15 protein-coding genes are annotated in these 19,083 nt (G+C 67.6%); 4 read left to right on the top strand and 11 right to left on the bottom strand.

The window, feature by feature from the left end; translation table 11 throughout:
- Window positions 1-3: 3 nt before the first annotated feature.
- The 9 genes from hpaD to tssI all read right to left on the bottom strand — a co-directional run bounded on the left by hpaD (window position 4) and on the right by tssI (window position 13,138).
- Window positions 4-879 (bottom strand): 3,4-dihydroxyphenylacetate 2,3-dioxygenase, encoded by an 876-nt coding sequence (hpaD, locus tag L1081_RS18905; protein ID WP_489413546.1) that lies wholly within the window; start codon window positions 877-879, stop codon window positions 4-6.
- A gap of 2 nt (window positions 880-881) precedes the next feature.
- Window positions 882-2,342: a 5-carboxymethyl-2-hydroxymuconate semialdehyde dehydrogenase gene (gene hpaE / locus L1081_RS18900; RefSeq protein WP_489413545.1), complete on the bottom strand. Its 1,461-nt coding sequence runs from the start codon at window positions 2,340-2,342 to the stop codon at window positions 882-884.
- Window positions 2,339-3,112, bottom strand: a complete 774-nt coding sequence (locus L1081_RS18895; protein ID WP_489413544.1) for a fumarylacetoacetate hydrolase family protein — start codon at window positions 3,110-3,112, stop codon at window positions 2,339-2,341. The genes hpaE and L1081_RS18895 overlap by 4 nt, the downstream gene beginning before the upstream one ends.
- Window positions 3,109-3,744 (bottom strand): fumarylacetoacetate hydrolase family protein, encoded by a 636-nt coding sequence (locus L1081_RS18890; protein ID WP_489413543.1) that lies wholly within the window; start codon window positions 3,742-3,744, stop codon window positions 3,109-3,111. Before L1081_RS18890 ends, L1081_RS18895 begins: the two co-directional genes overlap by 4 nt.
- Window positions 3,741-4,175 carry a homoprotocatechuate degradation operon regulator HpaR gene (gene hpaR / locus L1081_RS18885; RefSeq protein WP_215245661.1) on the bottom strand — a complete coding sequence of 145 codons (435 nt, stop codon included), beginning with the start codon at window positions 4,173-4,175 and terminating at the stop codon, window positions 3,741-3,743. The genes L1081_RS18890 and hpaR overlap by 4 nt, the downstream gene beginning before the upstream one ends.
- Before the next feature lie 183 nt (window positions 4,176-4,358).
- A complete protein-coding gene (locus L1081_RS18880; protein ID WP_489413542.1) occupies window positions 4,359-4,793 on the bottom strand; it encodes a hypothetical protein in 435 nt (144 codons plus the stop codon).
- Window positions 4,794-4,813: 20 nt separating this feature from the next.
- Window positions 4,814-9,118, bottom strand: a complete 4,305-nt coding sequence (locus L1081_RS18875) for an RHS repeat-associated core domain-containing protein (RefSeq protein ID WP_489413541.1) — start codon at window positions 9,116-9,118, stop codon at window positions 4,814-4,816.
- Window positions 9,119-9,162: 44 nt separating this feature from the next.
- Window positions 9,163-10,746 carry a hypothetical protein gene (locus tag L1081_RS18870; protein WP_489413540.1) on the bottom strand — a complete coding sequence of 528 codons (1,584 nt, stop codon included), beginning with the start codon at window positions 10,744-10,746 and terminating at the stop codon, window positions 9,163-9,165.
- Window positions 10,747-10,753: 7 nt separating this feature from the next.
- Window positions 10,754-13,138, bottom strand: a complete 2,385-nt coding sequence (gene tssI, locus L1081_RS18865; protein ID WP_489413539.1) for a type VI secretion system tip protein TssI/VgrG — start codon at window positions 13,136-13,138, stop codon at window positions 10,754-10,756.
- Window positions 13,139-13,333: 195 nt separating this feature from the next.
- Between tssI and radA the strand changes: the two genes are divergently transcribed.
- Entirely contained in the window at window positions 13,334-14,722 is a 1,389-nt protein-coding gene (gene radA / locus L1081_RS18860; protein ID WP_489413538.1) for a DNA repair protein RadA, read from the top strand.
- A 249-nt stretch (window positions 14,723-14,971) separates the two neighbouring features.
- Complete coding sequence (locus L1081_RS18855; RefSeq protein WP_489413537.1) at window positions 14,972-15,415, top strand: glycerate kinase; 444 nt, start codon at window positions 14,972-14,974, stop codon at window positions 15,413-15,415.
- Between the two features lie 24 nt (window positions 15,416-15,439).
- Here L1081_RS18855 and L1081_RS18850 read toward each other — a convergent pair whose 3' ends face one another.
- Window positions 15,440-16,444: a recombination-associated protein RdgC gene (locus tag L1081_RS18850; RefSeq protein ID WP_489413536.1), complete on the bottom strand. Its 1,005-nt coding sequence runs from the start codon at window positions 16,442-16,444 to the stop codon at window positions 15,440-15,442.
- Between the two features lie 132 nt (window positions 16,445-16,576).
- Between L1081_RS18850 and L1081_RS18845 the strand changes: the two genes are divergently transcribed.
- Together L1081_RS18845 and L1081_RS18840 are read left to right on the top strand one after the other, a co-directional pair.
- On the top strand, window positions 16,577-17,530 hold the full coding sequence (locus L1081_RS18845) for a branched-chain amino acid transaminase (protein ID WP_012745418.1): 954 nt from the start codon (window positions 16,577-16,579) through the stop codon (window positions 17,528-17,530).
- 8 nt (window positions 17,531-17,538) lie between these two features.
- Window positions 17,539-17,748 (top strand): zinc-finger domain-containing protein, encoded by a 210-nt coding sequence (locus L1081_RS18840; protein ID WP_012745419.1) that lies wholly within the window; start codon window positions 17,539-17,541, stop codon window positions 17,746-17,748.
- 39 nt (window positions 17,749-17,787) lie between these two features.
- On the opposite strand, the gene L1081_RS18835 is transcribed toward L1081_RS18840, so the two are convergent.
- A complete protein-coding gene (locus L1081_RS18835; protein WP_489413535.1) occupies window positions 17,788-19,047 on the bottom strand; it encodes an O-antigen ligase family protein in 1,260 nt (419 codons plus the stop codon).
- Between the last annotated feature and the right edge of the window lie 36 nt (window positions 19,048-19,083).

Genomic DNA, 19,083 nt, shown 5'->3' with positions numbered 1-19,083 from the left:
TCCTCAGGTGGTGGTTTCCGCGGGCAATGGCGTCACGGGAAAGATCGCGTTGATCTGCCCCGTGCCCGAGCTCCCGAAGTAGGGCGTGACCACCTCCACCGGCGCGGCATAGCGGTCCCAGCCCAGGAGGCCCAGCAACATCGCGGTGTCGTGCATATCGCCTTCGCCCCAGCACTTCTCGGCATACATCGGCAGCATGCCGACGAAGGTCTGCCAGTCGCCGGCTTTCCACAGCTCGACCACACGCCGGTCCACCTGCTCGAGGAAGGGGTCGTACACCTTGTGCATGAACTCCGGCGCGCGGCCGTTGTCCGCGAAGTGGTGCGAGAGCGAGCCGCTCGCGAACACCGCCACCGTGCCCTCGTAGCGCTCCTCGATCGCGCGGCGCACCGCCAGGCCGAAGCGGCCCGACTCGGCGAGGTCGTGCCAGTCGCACCAGCCGCTGATGCTGATCACCTTGTAGTGCTGGTCGGGGTTCATGTAGCGCATCGGCACCAGCGTGCCGTACTCGAGTTCGAGCGTGGTGTCGCTGTGCGCGCGGCTCTTCACGCCCATTTCGTTGGCCACGTCGGCGATCAGGTGGCCCAGCGCCGGGTTGCCCGGGTAGGCGTAGGGCATGTTCTTGATAAAGTGCGGCAGCTCGTTGCTGGTGTAGGTGCCGCCGAACTTCGGGCCGCAGTTGATGTGGTATTCGCTGTTGACCTGCCAGTGCACGTCGAACACCACGATGGTGTCCACGCCCAGCGCGCGGCAGCGCCGGTCGATTTCCTTGTGGCCGTTGATCGCGGCGTCGCGGCAGCCGAAGTTCGGTCCCGGGAATTCCGAGAGGTACATCGACGGCACGTGCGTGATCTTGGCGGCGAGTGCGAGCGTGCCCATGGTCAGGCTCCCCAGTGCGGAATGTGGTGCGAGCCCATCGACACCGCAATGTTCTTCGGTTCGCAAAACACTTCATAGCTCCAGGTGCCGCCCTCGCGCCCCGTGCCCGAGGCCTTGGTGCCACCGAAGGGCTGGCGAAGGTCTCTTACGTTCTGGCTGTTGACGAAGCACATGCCGGCCTCCACCGCGGCGGCCACGCGGTGGGCGCGGCCGATGTTCTCGGTCCAGACGTAGCTGCTCAGGCCGTAGGCAATGTCGTTGGCGAGTTCGATGGCGTGCGCCTCGTCCTTGAACGGAATCAGGCAGGCGACCGGCCCGAAGATCTCGTCCTGAGCGATCTTCATGCGGTTGTCGACATCGGCGAACACGGTGGGCATCACGTAGTTGCCCTTCTTCACGCGGTCGGGCAGGTTCGCTGGCGCATCGAGGCCGCCGCACAGCAGCGTCGCGCCTTCCTTCGGCCCCAGCTCGATGTAGCTGCGCACCTTGGCCAGATGCGCCTGCGAGATCATCGGCCCGACGATGGTCTTCTCGTCGAGCGGATCGCCCACGACGATGCGCTTCGCGCGCTCGGCGAACCTGGCGGCAAAGTCGGCATAGATCGACTGCTGCACCAGGATGCGCGAGCCGGCGGTGCAGCGCTCGCCGTTGTTGCTGAAGATCATGAACACGGCCGCGTCGAGCGCGCGGTCGAGGTCGGCATCCTCGAAGATCACGAACGGGCTCTTGCCGCCGAGTTCCATGCTGAATTTCTTCAGGCCCGCGCTCTTCACGATGCGGTTGCCCGTGGCGGTGGAGCCGGTGAACGAGATCGCGCGCACGTCGGGGTGCGCCACCAGCGGCTCGCCAGCTTCCTTGCCGTAGCCGTGCACCAGGTTCAGCACGCCGGGCGGAATGCCCGCTTCGAGCGCCAGCTCGCCCAGGCGCGCGGCCGTGAGCGGCGAGAGCTCGCTCATCTTCAGCACCGCCGTATTGCCGAAGGCCAGGCAGGGCGCGACCTTCCAGGTGGCGGTCATGAAGGGCACGTTCCAGGGACTGATGAGCGCGCACACGCCGACCGGATGGAACAGCGTGTAGTTCAGGTGCGTGGGCGTGGGGTAGGTGTGGCCGTCCACCCGCGTGCACATCTCGGCGAAGTAATAGAAGTTGTCGGCCGCACGCGGAATGAGCTGCTTGCCCGTTTGCGCGATGACCTGGCCGCAGTCGTCGGTCTCGGTCTGCGCGATCTCGGGCACGTGCCTGGCGATCAGGTCGCCGAGCTTGCGGACCAGCTTGGCGCGCTCGGGGGCGGGCATGCCGGCCCACTTCGGGAAGGCTTCCTTGGCGGCGGCCACGGCCGCATTCACTTCGGCCTCGCCGCCCGAGGCGACCTCGGCCAGCACTTCCTGCGTGGCGGGGTTGACGGTTTCAAAGTAGTCCTTGCCGGCAACTGCCTTGCCGGCGATCAGGTGATCGACTCTCATGCTTTTCCTTGGATGGTGTTGACCAGCGCGCCGATGCGCTCGATCTCGCAGACGACTACATCGCCCGGCCTGCAATCGACGACCCCGTCGGGCGTGCCCGTGAGGATCAGGTCGCCCGGCGACAGCGTCATGAAGCGGCTGAAGTACTCGATGAGGAAAGGCGCGTCGAAGATCATGTCGCGCGTGTTGCCCTGCTGCGTGACGGTGCGGTTCACCGTGGTCTTCAATGCGAGCGCCATCGGATCGGGCACGTCGGCCGCATCGACGAACCAGGGGCCGAGCGGCGTGCAGGTGTCGCGGTTCTTCACGCGCAGGTTGGGGCGGTACCAGTTCTCCAGGTAGTCGCGGATCGCGTAGTCGTTGGCCACGGTGTAGCCGCCGATGAAGTCGTAGGCATCGTCGCGCTTCACGTGCTTCGCGGTCTTGCCGATCACGATGGCGAGCTCGCACTCGTAGTGCATGAACTGCACGCCGGCCGGCCGGTGCGTGTGCTGGCGGTGACCGATCAGCGTGCTCTGGCCCTTGACGAACACCAGCGGCTCCTCGGGCGCCTTGAACTCCAGCTCTTTCGCATGGTCGGCGTAGTTGAGGCCCAGCGCGAGGATGGTGCGCGGGAGCGGCGTGGGCGGGAGCGGCGGCAGCCACACGAGCTGTTCCTGCGGCACCACGCGGCCGTCGTCCAGCCGCACGGCGGCGTCGGCCTGGCCGTTGAAGTCGTGCGCGGTGCCGGTGTGCTCGCGGCCTTCGAAGATGACGCGTGCGTGCTTCATGCGGCGGCCTCCTGCACGAGCGTGTTGCAAAGGGTTTCGAAGCCCGGCGCGGAGATCTCGATGCGGTCGCCTGCGCGCGCCAGCGGTCGGCCGGCGTCGCAGCCCAGCATCAGCACGTCGCCATGCGCGAGCGTCATGAATTCGCCGACGTCGGCCAGCAACTGCTGCGCGGGCCGCACGAGCTGCGAGAAGTCGATCGACTGCTTCAGCGCACCGTTGACGCGCACCTCGGCGCGAAAGCCCGCGGGATCGGCCACCTCCTGCGCATCGCGCAGCGCCGGTCCGACGCCCAGGAAACCGTCGACGCACTTGAACTTCACGGGCGGGCGGAAGAAGCTCGCATGCGGGATCGAGAGGTCGTTCATCAGCACGAAGCCTTCCACGTCGCCCTCGGCACCGATCACCATGCCGATGCTCGCGCCGATCTCCACTTCGGGCACCGAAGCAGGCACCGTGATGGCGCTGCCGTGCGGGCTCCAGGTGTTGGCGGTCTTTACATAGAGCACGGGCGCCTTCGGCGGTGCCTTGTAGGGCGGCTCGGTCATCTGCGGCGCGAGCGCTTCCACTTCCGCACGGAAGTTCAGCAGCGTGCCGTACACGGTGCCGGCGGGCAGGAAAGGGGAGGAGGTCATTCGGGTTGCTCCAGCGCGATCAGTTCATCCAGCAGCCCATACAGCTGCGTCAGCTTGGCCTTGCCCAGCGACTGCTCCAGCCACTGGTAGTGCGACTCGATGCTCGAGGACAGCTTCTTCACCAGCTTCATCCCGTGCGCCGTGGCCTCGACCACGGTGCGGCGCTGGTCCTCGGGGTCGCGGCTGCGGGTGATGAGGTCGTCGCGCTCCATGCGCGCGAGCACGCCCGTGAGACTGGGCCCGAGGATGAAGGCCTCGCGCGCCACGCGGCCGGTCTCCACCGCGCCGTGTTCGCCGAGCACGCGCAGCACGCGCCATTGCTGGTCGGACAGCGCGTGCTCGCGCAGGCTGGGCCGCGTGTGGGCCATGACGGCTTCGCGCGCCTGCAGCAGCAGGCGCGGGAGGTTGCGGTGGGTGAAGGTGCTGGCCACGGAAGGTGTCTTGCGGATTATTTAATATATTAAATGATCTGCTGTGACGGGCCCAATGGGCAATCGGGAAAACCCGTGTCAGGCGAGCGGGCGCTGCTCAGCGCGGCGCTGAGGGCTCAGAACGTGTGGTGTTCTGAAAGGGCGTGATCGGAGATGCCGCCGCGATCACCGTGTCCAGTTCACTCAGAACTTGGGATAGTGCGTGGCGTCGCGCTTCCTGAAATCCGACGCTGCAACACCGAATTCCTTTTGGCAGTGGTCGAGCAGTGTCGACAGGTTGTCGAACACCTCTGATCTGTAGTCCGTCGCGTGGTCGTTGAATACCTCTTGATCGTCGTGATACTCCCGACCGACCTTGAACGACTCCACTTCGTACAACCAGCGTGTTTCGGGAGAGGGCGTCCTGCCGAGCCTGAGCACCTCCGGATGCAGCTCTTCCAGCGAAAGTACTCCCTGATCGATCAGTTCCCGGTCTCTGGCCGTCAGATAGGGTCTGGGACGAATGATCAGATAGAAGGAGGTTGCACCGCCGTCGAGACTCCGCTCGAAGAAGGCGCCGTCCGGGTCTGCTTCCATTGATGCCGGAAACGGGCGGTGTGTCTGCGCGATGTTCGCCATAGGTAGAGCAGTGTTTCGGCTCAGGGAAAAAAGATCCGGATGATCTTCCCGTCGAAGTTGTGAATCTGCAAGTGATTGCCTTCGAGGGCATGGTCTCCTGCCTTGGCATTCGGGTCCGCTGCATCCCAGTGGTAGGTGCCTTCGCGCTGATAGGCGCCGCGTCCGCCCGGCAGCCAGTCCGAGCCCGACTCGGACTTCTTTCCCTCGGGCAGCGGTTGATCCGTAGTGTTCCGGAACGCGCCCCGGCGGCCGGCCGGTCCTGTGATGTAGGCGAGGAGCAGCTCGATCGCATCGTCCTTGGACGCCACATCGATTCGCGCACGTCGGCCCTGCTGAAGCTGTTCGTCGATGCTCCTCAAGTGCCTTTCGCAACTGGCAGCGAGTCCCAGCGGATCGATCCAGAAGTAAGGGTTGCTGCAGCCGTAGGCGTAAGGATTCACGCCACCCCGCAGGCCGATGGGGTCTGCTGAAACATAGGCGCCGGTGATGGGGTCGAAGTACCGATGCCTGTTGTAGAAGAGGCCCGTCTCGGCGTCTTCCTGTTGCCCCTGGCATCTGATCGGCTGTGCAAGAAGCTCGCAATCCTTGCGGGCGATGCCGCCCCAGACGTCGTAGCGAACGGCCCATACGATCTGGCCGTCACGGGTTGTCATGCGCAAGGGACGGCCATCGGGGGCGTTGTGATAGTGAAGAACCCGTGCGGTGTCCTCAGGGGTGTCCACGCTGGGCGGCGGCATATCCTTGTCTATCAACGCCAGGGGCTCGAAGGTGCCGGGCTTGAGGACGAATTCGCGCGTCTTCGCATGCAGCTGTCTGAACGCGTCCTCTTGCCTGCGTCGTTCCAGCAAGCTCGTCACCGGGGATTTTTTTGCCTTCGGCGCCACGGCGTTTTCCTGACAAGCCTCGCCGAGCAGCGCATCCCCATCCCAGAAGAACCAGGTCGTATGCGTCGTGTTGCGTTTGAAGACACGGCGGCCCAGGGGGTCGTAGCCGTAGGTGGTCACTTCTCCGTGGTGTGGGCCGCGCTCCCATCGGCTCTGGGTCAGCCGCTGATTGGCATCCCATGCCAGGTGCAGGGCAGGCTGATCGGGTGCGCGCGTCTGTGTACGGCTCGTGAGGTTGCCGGCGCGGTCGAAGACGTAGTGCCATCCCTCGTGCTCGCCCTCACGTGTCCAGTGTTCGGGTTGCTGCTGGCCGCTTGCGGTCTGCGCCATCGCGACGGTTCGCACGCTTGTCCTGAGCCGATCGCCCGCAGGGTCGTTCAGGTAGTGCCTGACGCGACCCATGGGATCGACGTGGGACAGGATGCGCCCCATCGGATCGTGGGTGTAGAGGTCATTGCCTTGTTGGCTGTCCGTTCGCCGCGTCAGATTGCCGGCGGCGTCGTAGTCGAAGCGCGTGTCGAACAGTGGCGCGCCGTCCTTCGCGACGGCTTGGGCAGCGAGCAAGCCCTGGTCGTTGTAGCGCAGGGTGCGAACCACATGCTCGCTCAGATGCTCCACCGTCGCTTGCCCCAAGGCGTTGCGTTCGATGGTGATCGGGGTTTCGTCGTTGATGGCGATCGCTGCGGGTCGATTGAGCAGGTCGTAGCTGACGGCCACCCGGTTGCCCGCACTGGTCTTACGCTCGACGGAGTTTCCGGCCGCGTCGTAGGCGCGTTCGATCCGGAAGCTGCCCTGCTGTTCCTCGACCAGGCGACCGAGCGCGTCGAAGCGATGTTTGAAATGGCTGTGGGCGTTGCGAGCCTCGACGAGCCGGCCCGCTGCGTCGTACCTGAAGTCTTCCGCACCGGCCGGCCCGGCCCCCCAGGTATCGGGCCAGGTCTTGTGCGTAATGCGGCCCATGGCGTCGGTGCGGAAGCTGATCGTGCGGCCCATTGGATCGATGCTGCGCAGGAGTCGCCCGCTGGCGTCGTAATGGAAGCGTCGGCGTTGCCCCCAGTAATCGATTTCCTCGACGATTCGGCCCAAGGGATCGCGTGTGAGTTCATGGCGTTCGCCGCGCGGATTGATTACAGCGACGAGCTGCTCTTCACTGTCGTAGTCGTAGCGCACGGCATGGCCGTCGGGTTGAACTCGCAGGGCGATCAGTCCCGTGCCGCTGTAGGTCAGTTCGGTGACCGCACCGTTCTCGTCGGCATAGCGTGCCAGCCGGTCCTCGGCGTCGTACGCACAGGTGAGTTGGGTGCCGTCGTGCTGCGTGATGCGTTGCAGCCTGCCTTTCGCGTCGCAGTGATACCGGCTTCGTTGCCCCAGTGCGTTGACTTGCGTGCGCAGTCGCCCGAGCGCGTCGTAGTCGAAGCGGGTGACATGCGCCAGGGCGTCGATCATTTGGGCGGGCAGCCCATACCGGTCATAGCGCAGCTGCGTGACCGCACCCCGCGCATTGACATGGCGCACCAGCTGGCCGTGGGCATCGTACTCGAAGCGAGTGACCGCGCCCAACGGATCGGTCTGGCTCGCCGGCAGGCCGCGTGCATCGTTGGTGTGTTGCCAGCAATGACCCAATGGATCGACGATGACGCGCAGCTGGTCTTCGTCGTCGTACTCGCAGCCGATGGTGCTCCCATCCGGCCGCTGCACCCCCAGCAGATTGCCCCGCGCGTCATACGTGAACCCCGTGCGCAACCCTCCAGGCGCCGTTACCGCCACCGTCCGCCCCGCATCGTCGTATTCAAACGTCGTGACCCCATCCAGCGGATCGATCTCCGCCAGCGGCAGCCCCGCCTCGTCGAACTTGACCACCGTCAGATGCCCCAGCGAATTGGTCACCTCGGTCTGCCGCAGCGCCGCGTTGTAGGCAAAGCGGTAGTCGTGCAGCCCGCCGTCGCCCCAGGCGTGCACCACGCGCCATTGTTCGTCGTACGCATAGTGAAACGACAGGCCCGTGCGGTCGGTGTGGCGCGCCATGCGGTGCTGCAGGTACGCGAACTCGCGTGCCGCGCCCAGCGCGTCGATGGCCGCCAGCAGGTCGCCGTCGGCATGGCGGTAGCGCACCAGCGGATGGTCCTGCCCCGTGGCGGGGTCGCGCAGCGCCATGGACTCGATGTACCCGCCGCGCGACTGCACCTCGATGCTGCGGCCCGGCAGGCCGTTCACGCCGCTTTCGGCGATGCGCACCAGTTCGCCGCCCTGGCGCACGAAGCGCCAGTGGTTGCCGCACGCATCCTCGATGCGCGCGATGGGCAGGGCCGCGGCCTGCGGCTCTCCCTCGGGCGACAGCGCATCCTCGAAGTGGTAGCGCAGGCCGCTCTTGAAGCGCACCACCAGCGCCGAGCCCTGGCGCATCAGCCGCGCGCCGTCCACCACGTCGAGCACCTGCTGTCCCTCGGCCTGCGGCAGGGCAGGGAACAGCGCGAACTCTTCCGGCCCCTGCAGGCTGAGCAGGCCATCGGCTTCCACCGCCAGGCGCACATCCGCCGGGGTCTGCCAGCCGTGGCCGCAATGGCCGGCCAGGCCGTGGTCGCGCGATGCATAGACGCGCGTCCAGCTGAGCGGCAGCCGCCCCGGAATGCTGAAGTCCTCGTGCGTCACCGAGACGCTGCCGTCGCGGATGTCCACCGGCTCGGCCCGCAGCACCTGGCACTTCAGAAGGCCCGGCGGCATGTTCTTGAACACGCGCCGCGCGACGCGCGTGTAGGCCCGGCCCAGCGCCTTGAACAGCCCGCGCTGGACCATCGCGCCCCACGAGATGGTCGGCGGCCCGCCCACGAACACCTGCGGCGGAATGGCGACGTTGAAGGTGGTCGGCAGCATCAGGCTCAGCCGCAGTGGCTTGACCGCCTTCTTCTTGCGGAATGGCGGCACCAGGCCCACGATGTTGCAGGCCAGCACCGGCACGCTGATGCGCGAGAAGGGCTCGCCGTCGGCCAGCACGATGCGGCTGCCCATGAAAAGCTCGTCGTCGAACTGCGGGCCGCCGGGCGCCTTGATCACCGGCATGGGGGCGCCGACGAGGATGTGGAAGTCCACGCCGCCCGTGCCGGCATTGGCCCGGCGCACGCCCGCCACCTCGACGGTGGCACCGAGCGGAAAGGGGATGCTCGCGGGCATCTCGCCGCCGCCGGCCGGCGCGCCCGGCGGCGCCGGCACCTCGGGCGCCGCGGTGCCTTGGCCGATGGTGTCCAGGCCGGCCTGCATGGCGCTGTCCATGGCGCTCAGGCCCTTCACGATCGGGTTGTCGGGCGAGACCTGGATGGTTGGCAGGTAGTCGAACGGGTCCATCACGATGCCGATGTGCAGCGTGGGCCATACGCCGGGCGGCGCCAGGTAGGTGTGGGCATCGATGCCCAGCTGGGGGTCGAAGTGCTTGGCCGCGAAGAACAAGGTGTTTTTCTCTCTGGCGTGCGGTAGGGGTGGGGCGGCGCGGCTCAGGCCGCTTCGACGAAGGGCTGCGGATCGGGCAGGCGGGCGAACGCGGGCGGCTCGCGCCATTCGTCGACCCCCTGGTCCAGCGGATGGCTCACGTGCGGCAGCCCGCTCCAGGCCGGATCGAGCCACTGGCGGCCCAGCGCGACGACGGTGCGGAACACGTCCTCGCTGCCCTGGACCCACTGCTCGCGCTCGCGCAGCAGGGTCTGGAACGCCTGCTCGTAGCGCTGCGCGAGCCGTGCCTCGATGGCATCGACCGCGGGCCGCGGCGGCCGCTCGCCCAGCCGATGGCCGGCCAGGTCGGCTTCGACCAGTGCCGCGCGCGCGTCGCGCTCGTATCGGGTGGCGCAGTGCGCGATGCGCTCGCAGCGCCTGGGGTCCTGCATGACGAGCATGTCGTGCAGCAGCTGCGGCACGGTGCTCTGGGGGCGGTCGCGGTCGGCCATGGTGCGCGCCTCGCGGATGCCGGCCAGCGCCGCGGCCCACGCCCGGTCGCGCTCGCCGGCGCCGCGCCAGGCCTGGGCCGCGGCGCGCTGGCCTTCGACGGCGAACATGGGATGGGGCACGCGGCGGGCCGCTTCGGCGGCCTGCTCGAACGCATGGGCGGCCTGTTTCATGTCGCCCGCCGCGGCCCAGGCCCCGCCTTCGGCCATCCAGCCCTGCATGAACAGCGTGGCACCCATGGGGTTGCCGGCTTGCGCCGCCTCGGCCGCCGCGCCGCGGGCCCGGCGGTAGCGCGTGATCGATGCGCCGAAGTCGCGCGCCTGCAGCCAGGCGCCGCCCACCATCATGTCGAGCACGGCGCGCTGGTCGGCCCAGCCGTTGCGCGCGGCCAGCCGCAGGGCGCGTTCGCCTGCAGCCTCCACCCCGGCCGCGTCGCCCTGGCGCAGCAGCGACAGCATGTCGGCATAGAGCTGGCGAAAGAGGGCCACGCCGCTGCCTCCGCCGCCGCTCTGGGCGGCGATCTCGCGCGCGGCCTCGAGGATGTCCAGCGGCGCATCGACCACGCGCATCGCGCCCGCATGCCGCTCCACCAGCGGCTGCCAGGCGCGCGAGTCGCTGTCGTCCACCAGCACCAGCCGCAGCAGCCCGGCTTCCTGCGGCGGCACGGGCGTCTGCATCGCCGCATCGAACCAGCGCTCGAAGCAGTCCGCGTCGCTCACGCTGGCGGGCTGCAGCACGATGGAGATTCGCTGGCAGCGCAGGTGCCGCGCCAGCGAACAGCCGGCCTCCACGAAGCCGGCGGCGCTGTCCCAGCCGGGCTGGTCCTCTTCGTCCCAGCTGCCCGCGACACCCTGCTTCACGAGCTGCGGCCGGTTGTGCCGATATGTGTCAATCAACTGCTGCCGCAGCTCGCGGCTGTAGCGAAAGCCGGTCTCGAAGGCCGTGTCCAGCCGCAGGAAGAGATCGGGCGTGCTGTATTCGCTGTCGACCATCTGGAGCGTGAAGAAGGCCTCCAGCATGCGCTGCGAGTCGGGTGATGCGCGCAGCACGATGGCGCGCAGGGCCGGGTCGTCGGTGCGCTCCCACCACAGGTCGTGCAGCTGGGCCATGCGCTTCTCGACGGGGTTGCGTGTCGACACGGCGGCCTCAGCAGTTCAGGAAGATCTTGGTGCCATTCACCGTGACGCCCGCGTCGTCCAGCATCAGGGTCGCGCTGCCGGCGCGCAGCACGATGCGCCCGGGCGTGACCTCCACCGTCGTGCCCTCGACGTTGAGCACCACGCTGGTCGGGCTCGCGTGCGTCATGGCGCCGGAGGAGTAGGTGTCCAGCGTGCCGCCCTCGGCGCTCAGGCCGACGTTGGTCGAGGCCACGGCGGAGAAGTCCCCGCCTTGCGCGAACAGGCCCATGTTGAGGGCGGCCGTTCCATAGATGTTGGCGGCCGAGCTGGTCAGGGAGAAGTCGCCCTGCGAGGTGGCCGAGGCCGGGCCGGCCGGCACGTTCAGCGTCATCGCGTCGTTGTAGGTGCCGGTGTGCGACTTGGCGGACACCTGGTAGGCCTGCCCGATGGTGGTGGTCTGCCCGAGGGCGACGTTCCAGGTGTCGCTGTCCTGGACCGTGACGGTGCGGGCCTGCGTCACCGCGAGCGAATCCGTGCCCGTGACCGAGGTGCTCTGGTTGCCGGTGACGCTGGCGGTGCGGTTGGCCTTGGCGGTGTGGGTCTGGTCGCCCGTGACCGTGAGGGCCTCGGTGCCGGTGACCGAGTGGCTGCGGTTGGACTTGATGGTGACCGTCTCATCGCCATCCACCGTCTCGGCGCGCTTGCCGTGGACCGTGATCGTCTCGTTGCGGTCCACCGTTTCCGTGCGGTCGTTCTTGATGTGATTGGTCTCGTCGTGGTCGACGGTCTTGGTGCGGTCGCGGCCCACCGTGTGCACCTCGTCGTTCTCGACCTCGATCAGCTGGTCCTTCTCCGCATGCAGCCAGAGCTGCTCTTCGCCCTTCTTGTCCTCGAAGCGAAGGGCATTCGCATTCTCGCTGGTCCCGCCTTCGGAGCTGCGCGACAGCAGGCCGCTTTGCGTGGCGTTTGCCGGCAGCTCCCACGGCGGCATGTTGTCCGCGTTGTAGACGCGGCCGGTGATGATCGGCCGGTCCGGGTCGCCGTATTCGAAGTCGACCACCACCTCCTGGCCAATGCGCGGGATCTGCATGCCCCCGAAGTTGGTGCCGGCCCAGGGCGATGACACCCGCACCCAGCACGAACTGCTTTCGTCCCTGGTGCAGTAGCGGTTCCAGTGAAAGCTGAGCTTCACGCGCCCGTACTGGTCGGTCCAGATCTCGCGGCCCGCGGGGCCGGTGACCACCGCGGTCTGCGGGCCGGTGGTGCGCGGCTTGGCCGCGTCCGGAGTCGGGCGGAAGATGTTGCTTGCCGGGATGACCTCGAACTCGACGTTGCACTGGAACTCTTCCTGCCCGGTGGCATCGCCTGCTTCCTGCAGGAACAGGCGTGCCGCGGTGACGAGGTAGTCGGCGTTCGCGCTGTCCTGCGGATGATCGACCAGCGTGAAGCGATGGCCGGCTGCCACGGCCCGCAGGTTGCCCGCGCCGCTGGCGACCTGGCCCGGCGCGCCGGCTTCTTCCATGCGTGCACGCGCGAGCTGCTCGCCCTCGGATTCCACGGTGTAGTTGCCGGGCCACGCGAACACCTCCCGCGTGCTGTGCTGCGTGCGCCGCGGCATGGCGCGGGCCTGCGTGAGGTCCGCCTTCGGCCGCGTGAAGTCGAAGTCGCCCGTGACCCACTTGCCGCTTTGCAGGCCTTCGGACAGCCGGAAGCGGTGGCAATGCTCTTCGTTGGAGGATGCCTGCATGGCAGCGAAGGGAACCTGCTCGTAGCCGCCGGCCGGAAAGGGCCGGTGCGACTGCATGTCGTCGACGATCACCATCGTGTGGCTGGCCTCGCCATGCTCGAAGTAGTAGTACAGGCCCCACTCGTGCAGCAGGCGGCTCGCGAAGTCGTAGTCCGTCTCGCCGTACTGCACCACGAACTCGCGCGCGGGATAGCTGCCCGTGGCCCGTACCGCGAGCGGAAAGCCGTACGCGCCAAGCACTTCGCTCACCGTGTCGAGCACGCTGTTGTTCTGGAAGATCCTGAAATCGCGCGTTCGCTGGGCCAGGCTCAGCCAGGGCTCGATGACCACCTCGTAGAGCGCCCGCCTGCTCTCCAGGCGCAGGAAGCGGGCGCGCGTCACCAGGCCGGAAATGTGGCGCTCCTGTCCCGCGCCGCCGGTGCGTCCGTCGAGCAGGATGTGCACGCTGAACTCCTCGCCGATCAGGGGCTTGAGCTTGACGTTCGCCGCCGAGCGCGCGTCGATGTCCGGCGACTCCGGGGTGGTCAGCGTGATGGTGTAGCTGTAGGGGCGGCTGAGGGCTTCTTCCCCCTCCACCCGCATCGGTTCGAGTGCATCCATGCCTGCCAGCGTGGGCATGGCACTGGATGTCGCGGCGAGCTTGCGGCCGCGGTTGAAGGCGGACATGACGATGAGACTCCCTGGATTGCCGATGGGTGCGCAAAGGACCCGGGCCCCGCTCTTGCGTTTCCGAGCGTTGCGCCGAAAGGGCGGGGCTGCGCATGCTATCGCGGCCGCTCCCCCTTCCGCAATGCAGACGTTTTCATGACATTTCCCCCGGCGGGCCGCCGTTTTGCTTCCTGCGCCTCCCTACACTTGGGCATGGCCAAGGAAAAATCTCTCTTCGTCTGCAGCGAATGCGGCGGCACCAGCCCCAAGTGGCTCGGCAAATGCCCGAGCTGCGGCGCCTGGAACACTCTCATCGAACAGGTGGCGGGCAGCAACGGTCCGGCCAACAACCGCTTCGGCACGCAGTACGCCGCGCTCGCGGGCGTGTCCGAGCTCGCGACCCTTTCCGAAATAGAAGCGACCGACGTCGCGCGCACGCCCACCGGGCTCGACGAGCTCGACCGCGTGCTGGGCGGCGGCATCGTCTCGGGCGGCGTCACGCTGATCGGCGGCGATCCGGGCATCGGCAAGTCGACACTGCTGCTGCAGGCGGTCGATGCGCTGCAGCGCGCGGGGCAGAACGCGCTCTACGTCACCGGCGAGGAAAGCGGCGCGCAGGTGGCGCTGCGTTCCAAGCGGCTCGGCCTGGACCACTCCCAGGTGCAGGTGCTGGCCGAGATCCAGCTCGAGAAGATCATCGCCACGCTCGACGCCACGCGCCCGGCCATCACGGTGATCGACTCGATCCAGACGGTGTACTCCGACCAGCTCACCTCCGCGCCGGGCTCGGTGGCGCAGGTGCGCGAGTGCGCGGCCCACCTCACGCGCTTTGCCAAGACCAGCGGCACGGCCGTGGTGCTGGTGGGCCACGTCACCAAGGAAGGCGCGCTTGCGGGCCCGCGCGTGCTCGAGCACATGGTCGACACGGTGCTGTACTTCGAGGGCGACACGCATTCGAGCTTCCGCCTCGTGCGCGCCATCAAGAACCGCTTCGGCGCCGTGAACGAGATCGGCGTGTTCGCCATGACCGAGCGCGGCCTGAAGGGCGTGACCAACCCGAGTGCGATCTTCCTGAGCCAGCATGCGGAGCCGGTGCCCGGCAGCGTGGTGCTGGTCACGCTCGAGGGCACGCGGCCGATGCTGGTGGAGATCCAGGCGCTGGTCGACAACGGCGGACCGAGCCCGCGCCGCCTCTCCGTGGGCCTGGACCGCGACCGGCTCGCGATGCTGCTGGCCGTGCTGCACCGCCACGCCGGCGTGGCCTGCATGGACCAGGACGTGTTCGTGAACGCGGTGGGCGGGGTGCGCATCAGCGAGCCCGCGGCCGACCTGGCCGTGATGCTCGCCATCACCTCGAGCCTGCGCGGCAAGCCGCTGCCCAAGGGCTTCATCGCCTTCGGCGAGGTCGGGCTGGCCGGCGAGGTGCGCCCAGCGCCGCGCGGACAGGAGCGCCTGCGCGAAGCGGCCAAGCTCGGGTTCAGCGTGGCCGTGGTGCCCAAGGCCAATGCGCCGCGCAAGGGATCGAAGGAGATCGAGGGCCTGACCATCCATGCCGTCGAGCGCATCGAGGAGGCGATGGACGTGGTGCGCCGCCTCGATTGACCGAGGGATCGATCGCGCAAAAAAATGCCCGGCGCACCACTGGTGCGCCGGGCGATCCTCCCTGTTCCCCGATATGTGTGACGTGTCTTCTTGTTGTGCTGGCAAGCTCGGTTGCCTCTCCCTGAAGCCGGTGGCGTTGGCCCGTGCGGCGAAATGTGCCTGCTGGCGCCGCGGCGCGGCGCGCTTTTCGGGGCGAGTACCGTCTTGCGCGCCCGGCGGTAGTCAGGGCCGCTACCGTGCGCGGCGACAATGCGCGCCATGAATTTCCAGAAAATACTGGTGCCCGTGGGCGCCATCGTCCTGCTCGGGCTGGCCTGGCGCAGCGGTGGCTGGGGCGGTGTCGCCCTGGCGGGCGGGGCCATCGTGATGTTCTTGCTGCTGCATTTCCATCGTGCGATGCAGGTGCTCAAGCGCGCGGCCGACCGCCCGATCGGCTACGTGGCGAGCGCGGTGATGCTCAACGCCAAGCTCAAGCCCGGCGTGACGCTGATGCACGTGATTGCGATGACGCGCGCCCTGGGCGAACTGCGTTCGCCCAAGGACGAACAGCCCGAACTCTACCGCTGGACCGACACCGGCGGCTCGCATGTCGACGCCGTGTTCAACGGCGGCAAGCTGCAGAGCTGGACACTGACGCGGCCCGAAGCCGCGCCCGACGACGCCCCGTCTTCCGAGGAAAGCAAGGCGGGCTAGGAAGAAGCCAGGAAGCGCCGGCCCTCAGAAGGGCGCGTCTTCTTCCTCGGTTTCGGCATCGGCCGGTGTGGTGGTCGCAGGCACTTCCGCGGCAGCCTTCGGCGCTGCTGCGTCCGTTGGCGCGCCGCTGAAAGCCGCCTCGCCGCCCAGCGCGTCGAGCAGCGCCGGCACCAGCTGGCCGAGTTCGCCGGTGGCAATCGCCACGTCGGCGTCGAAGTTGTCTTCCTTCTTGCCTCCGGCCGCGCCGTCGCCCGTGCCTTCGAGGAACACGATCTTGCGGATCAGCATACCGTGCGTCAGCTCGAAGGACACGCGGTCGTCCCAGGTGAGCGCCAGGCGCGTGGGGCGCTTGCCGTCGGTGATGTGCTTTTGCACTTCCTCGATGTCGAGCGGGTGCTTGGCGTAGCGCACCACGGCCTTGGAGTCGTCCGAGGCCTTGAGCTCGCACTCGCGGTCGATGGTGAAGCCGGCGGGCGGCTCCTGCGTCAGGAGCCAGTTGGCCATGGCGGCGGCCGGCTCCACCTGCGTGTTGATCAGCGCCACCGCAAAGCCGTCGAGTGACTTCACGAGGCTGGTGACCACTTCGTCGGCGCGCGCGGCATTGCCGCTGTTGATCACCAGGCGGTGCTCGGCCTTGTCGATCCACACGGCCACGCGGACGCTGCGCGTGAAGGCCATCGGCAGCAGCTCCAGGGTGATGTCCTCCTTGAGCTCCTTCTTTTCCTTCTTGCCGGGCTTGCGGCCGGTGGTGGCCTCGATCTGCGCGCAGCGCTCGTCGAGCTTGCGGCGCACCACGGAACCGGGCACCGCCTTGCTCTCGATCATGTATTCGACCAGCCACTGGCCGTCGATGGATTCGACCAGCGGGCCGTTGGCTTCGCCGCGGGGTTCGACCCAGCCGGCGGACTTTTCCTGCGAGGGGCCGCAGGGCTCGAAGCGCGCCTTGGCGAGCGCTTCTTCGGCCTCGGCCAGTGTTTGGGACCAGGCAGGTTCGATGCGATAGACGATGACGTTCTTGAATACGGACACGGAAACCCTTTTTTCCACTGGTTTGGACAACCGGCCATTGTCGGGCAGCACGCCGCGCCCGCCGCCGTAAAATCGAAAGCTTTTGCGACTTCCCCCGGTCGCTCCCCACACAGCTCCCAAAGGAATCAGGAAATGAGCTCGATCCCCCCCTCGCTGGACGACCGTGACGGCAAGATCTGGATGGACGGCGAACTCGTGGACTGGCGCGACGCCAAGATCCACGTGCTGAGCCACACGCTGCACTACGGCTGCGGCGCCTTCGAGGGCGTGCGCGCCTACAAGACGGCCGACGGCAGCACCGCCATCTTCCGCCTGGCCGAGCACACCGAGCGCCTGTTCAATAGCGCCAAGATCCTGCGCATGAAGATTCCCTTCACGCAGGAACAGCTCAACGAAGCCCAGAAGCAGGTGGTGCGCGAGAACAAGCTCGAGAGCTGCTACCTGCGCCCGCTGATCTGGATCGGCTCCGAAAAGCTCGGCGTGAGCCCCAAGGGCAACCGGATCCACGCCATGGTCGCGGCCTGGTCCTGGGGCGCCTACCTGGGCGAAGAGGGCATGAAGCGCGGCATCCGCGTGAAGACCTCCAGCTTCACCCGCCACCACGTCAACATCACGATGACGCAGGCCAAGACGGTGAGCAACTACACCAACTCGATCCTCGCCAACATGGAAGCGCTGGACGACGGCTACGACGAGGCGCTGCTGCTCGACGCGAGCGGCTTCGTCTCCGAAGGCGCGGGCGAGAACATCTTCGTGGTCAAGGGCGGCGTGGTCTACACGCCCGACCTCTCGGCCGGCGCGCTCAACGGCATCACGCGCAACACCATCCTGCACGTGTGCAAGGACCTGGGGCTGGAGCTGGTGCAGAAGCGCATCACGCGCGACGAGGTCTACATTGCCGACGAAGCCTTCTTCACCGGCACGGCCGCTGAAGTCACGCCCATCCGCGAGCTCGACCGCATCGAGATCGGCAACCGCGGCGACGGCGGCTCGCGCGGCCCGATCACCGAAAAGATCCAGGCTGCCTTCTTCGACATCGTGAACGGCAAGAACCCCAAGTACGCCCACTGGCTCACGAAAGTCTGAGAAAAACCATGCCTACCAACGCAGTCGTCGAACTCCTGGCCCGGGAGCTCAACCATCAGGGCGGCGTGTTCTGCCCCAGCCCCAAGGCCGACATGAAGCTCTGGGACACCCACCCCAAGGTCTACCTGGACGTGGCGCGCACCGGTGAAGCCAAGTGCCCGTACTGCGGCACCGTCTATCGCCTGAAGGCGGGCGAGACGGTGTCCTCCCGGCATTGACCGTTCGCGACCCCTGAAGCCAAGCGCAGCAGCCGATAGCTATCGGGATTGCAGCGGGACCTCGAGCGCCGCCGCGATGCGGCGCGTCGGCCACAGGTCGCGCCAGGGCTGCGTATCCCGCGGTTCCTGCGCGAGCCGCAGGTAGACCATCGCGATCCACAGCAGCGCCAGCCCGATCTGCGCGTCGCGCACGGCCGAGTTCACGCTCGATGCGATCAGCGCGATCAACGTGGCCGCCAGCGCGTAGCGGCCCGCGATGTCGGGCCGCTTCCATGCCTGCCAGACGGCGCCCGCCATGATGACCAGCAGGCTCAGCAAGGCCGGCAGCCCGCCCTGCGCGCCGACCCACAGGAAGTCGTTGTGCGGCATGTTCGAGTCGGCGAAGAGCGCCGGGCCGCGCTTGTGCCACTGGTCGGTCCAGCCGCCGATGCCCCAGCCGGCGAGCGGCCGGTCGGCGATCATGAGGCCGGTATCGCGGTACATGTAGTAGCGGATGACCCAGCTGCCCTTGAAGATTTCGCCGGCCTGCGCCTTCTCGATTTCCTCCACGCCGGTCTCGACCTTGTGCTGCAGCTGCGGCACCTGGTAGAGCGCGGCCGCCAGCACCGCGGCCCCCAGCACCAGCGCGCTCACCAGCATCTTGAGGTGGCTGCGCCATTGGTGGATGCAGACCGCCGGGATCACCAGCATCAGCGCGAGCACTGAGGTGCGCGAGGTCAGCGGCAGCGCCACCACCAGCCCCAGGCCCAGCACCAGCGCAAAGGCGGGAACGGCGCGCAGCGGCCGGTGCGCGGCGATCTGCGCAATGCCCCACACGGCGGCCGTGGACGCCACCACGCTGAACAGCAGCGCATTGCTGATCGACTTGTTGCCCACTTCCATGACCACCGCGCGCAGCGGCGACCAGATCGGAAAGCCGATCGCGTAATAGGCCACGATCAGCAGGATGTTCAGCGCCGCGATCAGCAGGAAGCCGCGCAGCGCCCAGACCGCTTCCTCGCGCGTGAGCGCCATCGCCATCAGGATGGTGAGGCCGATGCGCAGGCCGTGGAACAGGTTGGAGCCGGTCTGGGGGTAGTGCGGCCCGATGGCCAGCACGATGAAGGTCCAGGCCAGGTACGCCACCAGCGGCCACCACAGCGGATTGGTGCGCAGCCGCGCGAAGCGGTCGCGCAACCCGCCGGCCAGCAGCATGGTGGCGAGCAGCAGCAGGGCCGAAAGGTAGGTGACGCCGACGGGCATGAACACCACCAGCCCCCAGAACATGGCCGCGGGCCTGACGATGTGCGATCTCTGCATAGGGGCGGGATTTTAGGTGGGGCCGGCGGGCCCAAC

The sequence above is a fragment of the Variovorax sp. MSC1_012 genome, assembly GCF_023667525.1.
In the GTDB taxonomy this organism is placed as follows: domain Bacteria; phylum Pseudomonadota; class Gammaproteobacteria; order Burkholderiales; family Burkholderiaceae_C; genus Variovorax; species Variovorax beijingensis_B.
The sequence above is the reverse complement of the archived record's forward strand: the minus strand, read 5'-3'. Positions and strand labels throughout refer to the sequence as shown.